Origin of the sequence: Lentilactobacillus parakefiri (genome assembly GCF_002157585.1) — a bacterium.
GTDB lineage: Bacteria > Bacillota > Bacilli > Lactobacillales > Lactobacillaceae > Lentilactobacillus > Lentilactobacillus parakefiri.
In genome coordinates, this window is record NZ_BDGB01000114.1 from 1 (window position 1) to 862 (window position 862).

1 protein-coding gene is annotated in these 862 nt (G+C 45.5%); it reads right to left on the reverse strand.

The window, feature by feature from the left end; translation table 11 throughout:
• Positions 1 to 30: 30 nt before the first annotated feature.
• Positions 31 to 862, reverse strand: an 832-nt coding sequence (locus LPKJCM_RS11440; RefSeq protein ID WP_087069672.1) for an IS256 family transposase, incomplete at its 5' end; no start/stop codon positions are given.

Below are 862 nucleotides of genomic sequence, written 5' to 3' on the forward strand. Positions count from 1 at the left end.
ATGCCTTCGTACATATAATATGTATCTAACTTAAATAACTGATGCTTCCAAGGTGTCCTGGAGTCCTTTGAACCCTCGGTGGATCCGCTTCAGAGACTTCTCGTTATAAACATTAAACTGAGAAACCAGGAAGCGATCCAGTGAATCTTCCGTTGGAAATTGTTCTTTGTGGTGGGTGGTGCGCTTGAGATGCTTATTAAAGTTCTCAATCAGGTTAGTGGAGTATAGCGATTGCCGGATAGCTGGTGGAAAGTCCATGAAAGTGAGTAAATTCGGCATTTTAAGCAGATCTTTGATTAATTTGGGATAGGTCTGATACCAGTTGTTGGCGAACTCATTCAGTTTCAGTTCTGCTGCTTCACGGTTGGCGGCCCGATGAACTTGTTTAAAGTCACTGATCACGGCCTTGCGGTCTTTTACGCGAACTTTGTTCATCAGATTCCGCCCAACATGAACCAGGCAACGTTGTCGTTTGGCTTTAGGGAAATGCCGATTCAAGCCTTCATCAAAACCAACTAACCCATCGGCCACAAACAACAGCACATCTTTAACGCCCTGCTTGATCAAGGTTCCCAGCAGTTCAGTCCAGATTCCAGTCGATTCCGTTGGCGCCACTTGGTAGTTCAGCACTTCTTTCGTACCATCTGGACGAATGCCAATCGCAATATGAACGGCTTCTTTTTGAACGGTATCCCGCTTTAACGGCAAGTAAGTGGCATCTAAGAAGATGGCCGCATATTGTGAAGCCAGTCGACGTTGCTGGAAAGCTTGAACCTGTTCATTGACGGCTTTAGTCATGTTGGAAACCGTGGCTTTGGAGTAGTGAGCACCGTACATTTTCTCAATGAGTTCGGCAATTTCA